Genomic DNA, 4,320 nt, shown 5'->3' with positions numbered 1-4,320 from the left:
TCCCTGGCTGGACTGGGCCTTCGCCGAGGCCAAGCGGAAGCTTCGAGGGCTTTCGGCCCGCGACGCCGCCCCATCCGTCACGATCGGAAGAACTGGAGACGACCAAATTGCAGGACGTTAGAATGTTCAAGCAGGCGCTGGTCCGCCTCGACGATGCGGCACAAAATCTTGAGATCGATGCCGACGTCTTGGAAAAACTGAAGTATCCGAGAGAGACGACCAAGGTCCGTCTCATGATCCGCATGGACGACGGATCGCGGAAGTCGTTCATGGCTTGGCGGTGCCGCTACGACGACACGCGCGGCCCGACCAAGGGCGGAATCCGCTTCCATCCGGATGCGGCCGTCGAGGAGGTCGAGACGCTTGCGTTCTGGATGACCTTCAAGTGCGCCGTGATGGACCTGCCGTACGGCGGCGGCAAAGGCGCCGTCCGCGTCGATCCCCGCACGTTGTCGAAGTCCGAACTGGAGCGTCTGTCGCGGGCCTACATCCAGGCATTCTCCAAGGTCATCGGGCCGGACCGCGACATCCCGGCTCCCGACGTCTACACGAATTCGATGGTGATGGGCTGGATGGCCGACGAGTATTCGTCGATCGTCGGCGAGTCCGTGCCCGCCGTCATCACCGGCAAGCCGATGGCGCTCGGCGGCTCGCTCGGGCGCAACGATGCGACCGCCCGCGGCGGCTACTACCTTGCACGCCACCTTTCCGAGCGGCTGGGTCTGCCTTCCAGCGCCCGCGTCGCCATCCAAGGTTTCGGCAATGCCGGGCAGCATATCGCTCGTCTGCTCTCCGCCGACGGGCACAGGATCGTCGCGCTGTCCGATTCGCGCGGCGCGGTTCACTGTCCGCAGGGCATCGCGTTCGAGCGCGCGGCCGAGGCGAAGCTCGAGTGTGGCGTTTCCGGGCTCGCGGGTTCGGAGGGCGTCGCCGCCATTTCCGCCGACGATCTCGTCGCGGTCGATTGCGATCTCCTCGTTCCCGCGGCGCTGGAGGACATGATCCACGAGGGCAATGCGTCGCGGATCAGGGCGGGCGTCGTCCTGGAACTCGCCAACGGTCCGATCACGCCGGAAGCGGATGCGATCCTCGATCGACGCGGCGTCACGGTTCTGCCGGACATCCTGGCGAATGCCGGCGGCGTCACCGTCTCGTACTTCGAATGGGTCCAGAACCGACAGGGATACTACTGGTCCCTGGAGGATGTTCACGACCGCCTGCGGGCTACGATGGAGCGCGAAGGGGATGCCGTCTGGCATCTCGCGCAGGACAGGAAGCTGACGCTGCGGCGCGCCGCGTACGTGCACGCGTTGGCCCGGCTCGCGAGCGCGATCGAAGCGCACGGTACGCAGCAGTTCTTCACGAGCTAGGGCGGGCATAATGTCGTCCGGAAGATTCCGTCCCCAATCGTCGGGGCGGCACGGTTCCGGGGGCGGCTCGGCCGCTCCTGCCGTCAGTCTGCCTCGCGTGCTGTCGAAGTTCGGCCTGTGTTCCCGAAGTCAGGCCGAAGTTCTGGTCCGGACCGGGCGAGTGCGCGTCGATGGGCGGATCGTGCGCGACTCCGGGTTTCGCGTCGATCCCAGAAGGGTCGCGATCAGCGTGGACGGCAAACGACTCGTCTCGGAAGCCAAGGTCTACCTCATGCTCAATAAGCCGCGCGGTCTGCTCACCACCTTCGGCGACCCGCAGGGTCGTCTGACGATCTACGACTGCCTCGCCGGCCACGAGCTGCCGTTCGTGGCTCCTGTCGGCCGATTGGACATGGCGAGCGAAGGCCTGCTGCTCATGACCAACGACACGCGATGGGCGCAACGCCTGCTCGATCCCGCCTCGAACGTCGAGAAGGTGTACCACGTGCAGATCGATCGCCAACTGGACGATGCCCTTCTCACCCGGCTGGAGGGGGGCGTGACCCACGAGGGCGAGAAGCTGACCGCCGGATCGGCGAAGCGGCTCCGCACGGGCGAGCGCAACGCCTGGCTCGAGATCGTACTGACCGAAGGCAGGAACCGTCAGATCCGGCGGCTGATGGAGGTCGTCGGAGCGGAAGTCGTTCGACTCGTGCGTGTCTCGGTGGGCGGTCTCGCGCTCGGCGAACTCCCGAAGGGCGGGTTCCGCCACCTCTCCGATTTCGAGAAGTCGACCTTGGCGGAACGTGGGACGACGGGAGGTGGTCTGCCCCCGTCACGGCTGTCCGCCGGGTAGGCGGTGCGGGCCTCGATCGCCGCCGCGACGCGAATGTGACCAGCAGGAGTCGAACGCAGTGACACGTTTTCTAACTCGGTTCGGCACCGGCTTCGACGTGCACGCCTTCACGGAGGGCGACCATGTCTGGCTCGGCGGCGTCCGCATCCCGGCCGACCGGGGCGTCCTCGCACACTCGGACGGCGACGTGGCGCTGCACGCGCTGACCGACGCTCTCCTCGGCGCCATCGCCGACGGCGACATCGGCACCCACTTCCCACCGAGCGACGAGCGTTGGCGGGGCGCCGCCTCCGACCAGTTCCTGGCCCACGCCGTCTCGCTGGTGCGGGCCCGCGGCGGCCGGATCGACCATCTCGACATCACCGTGCTGGCCGAGGCGCCCCGCATCGGCAAGCACCGGGAGGCGATCCGGGCGCGCATCGCCGAGATCGCGGGCGTGCCGCTCTCCGCCGTCTCGATCAAGGCGACGACGACGGAGAAGCTCGGCTTCGTGGGCCGCGCCGAGGGGCTCGCCGCCCAGGCCGCGGCCACCGTGCGGCTGCCCGAGGCGGACGACATGGACGGCGAGATCGTCTGGAAGTGAACGTGCGTCCGGACTGCGGGTCCGACGCCGGCGCCTCGTGTCGGCCCGTCGGGCGGATTTTCCGGCGGCTTCGAGCGGAATCCGGCCGTTTCCGGCTTTGGCGGAGTGCGTGAATTGATCAGGACCATCCAGACGCTCGGCAGCGTCCCTCCCAACCCGGAGACGCGGAACTGCGCAGCGCAGGCACGAGGCCGGTTGGAACGGCTCGCCGCGCGGAGCCGGCCGGCGCCTTCAAGGAGCGGCGATCCGACCGAGGGGGCGGACGCGACCGACGGCCGATCCCAGGTTCGGATTCGCGACGTCACGAAGTCGTTCAAGGGACACGTCGCCGTCGATCGCCTCTCCCTCGACCTCGAACCGGGCACGTTCTTCTGCCTCCTCGGCCCGTCGGGTTGCGGCAAGAGCACCCTGCTGCGGTTGCTCGCCGGATTCGAAACGCCGGATTCGGGTGGCATCCTGATCGACGGATCGGACGTGACCGGCTTGCCGCCGCATCGCCGTCCGGTGAACATGATGTTCCAATCCTACGCGCTCTTTCCCCACATGAGCGTCGCACGGAACGTCGCCTACGGGCTGCAGGGACTCGGTCTTGGCCGGGCGGAGATGGCCGAGCGCGTCGCCACGCTGCTGCGGCTGGTGCGGCTCGAGGGATTCTCCGAACGGCGACCCGATCGCCTTTCCGGCGGCCAGCGTCAGCGCGTCGCTCTCGCCCGCGCGCTCGCACGGCAGCCGCGGGTGCTCCTGCTCGACGAGCCGCTGGGCGCCCTCGATCGGGGCCTGCGCGAGGAGACGCAGGAGGAATTGCGCGCCCTGCAGAGAAGACTCGCCACGACCTTCGTCGTCGTCACCCACGATCCGGCCGAAGCGATGACCCTGGCCGACGGCATCGGCGTCATGGAAGGCGGTCGTCTCGTACAGATCGGCACGGCGGCCGACCTGTACGAGCGCCCGGCGAGCCGCTTCGTCGCCGGCCTTCTCGGTGACGTGAATCTGATCGACGGTCGGCTCGGTCCGCGGATCGCCGACGGCGAGGTCGTCGTGGAAGTCGGCTTCGGCCCAATCCGCGCGACTGGCTCCGGCGGGCCGCTCGCCCCCGGCGATCCGGCGGTTGTGGCGGTGCGTCCCGAGCGCATCGTCCTTCTCGCCGACGAAGGGGAGGGGGCTGCAGGCACAGTCGCCGAGGCGACCTTCCTCGGCGACCGGATCCGACGGCAGGTTCGGATGCGGGACGGTGCCCTGCTCCGCGTGAGCAGCCCGATCGCCACCGATCCACGTTTCGGCATCGGAGCCGATGTCCGTGTCGGCATTCCGCCCGACGCGGCGGTGGTTCTCGCCCCCTGAGCCCGCTTCGGTGCCCTTGAGAGAAAGAGCGGTATCCGGCGGACCCGCACGCCACCCGCGCGCACGCATGCTTCGTCTCCGTCTGACGCGGATGCGGATGCTGCGGCGTCATGGACCGAGGAGAGAGATGCTGCCACGTCGACTAGGCCGAGCGACCGGACGCCGGACGCATGCGCCCCGGCTTCTCGTCC

3 protein-coding genes and 1 pseudogene are annotated in these 4,320 nt (G+C 68.5%); all 4 read left to right on the top strand.

Annotated features, from left to right (window positions below; all coding sequences use genetic code 11):
- Nucleotides 1-122 precede the first annotated feature (122 nt).
- Nucleotides 123-1,370, top strand: coding sequence for a Glu/Leu/Phe/Val family dehydrogenase (locus MOX02_RS29585; protein ID WP_147029344.1), 1,248 nt, complete (start codon nucleotides 123-125; stop codon nucleotides 1,368-1,370).
- 10 nt (nucleotides 1,371-1,380) lie between these two features.
- Complete coding sequence (locus tag MOX02_RS29580; protein ID WP_147029343.1) at nucleotides 1,381-2,205, top strand: pseudouridine synthase; 825 nt, start codon at nucleotides 1,381-1,383, stop codon at nucleotides 2,203-2,205.
- A gap of 67 nt (nucleotides 2,206-2,272) precedes the next feature.
- Nucleotides 2,273-2,788, top strand: a pseudogene (gene ispF, locus MOX02_RS29575) (2-C-methyl-D-erythritol 2,4-cyclodiphosphate synthase); the annotation flags it as partial.
- 291 nt (nucleotides 2,789-3,079) lie between these two features.
- Nucleotides 3,080-4,129, top strand: coding sequence for an ABC transporter ATP-binding protein (locus tag MOX02_RS29570; protein ID WP_238180010.1), 1,050 nt, complete (start codon nucleotides 3,080-3,082; stop codon nucleotides 4,127-4,129).
- Nucleotides 4,130-4,320 lie beyond the last annotated feature (191 nt).

This window comes from Methylobacterium oxalidis (assembly GCF_007992195.1).
GTDB classification, from domain to species: Bacteria; Pseudomonadota; Alphaproteobacteria; order Rhizobiales; family Beijerinckiaceae; genus Methylobacterium; species Methylobacterium oxalidis.
This window is presented reverse-complemented; position numbering and strand designations above follow the sequence as displayed.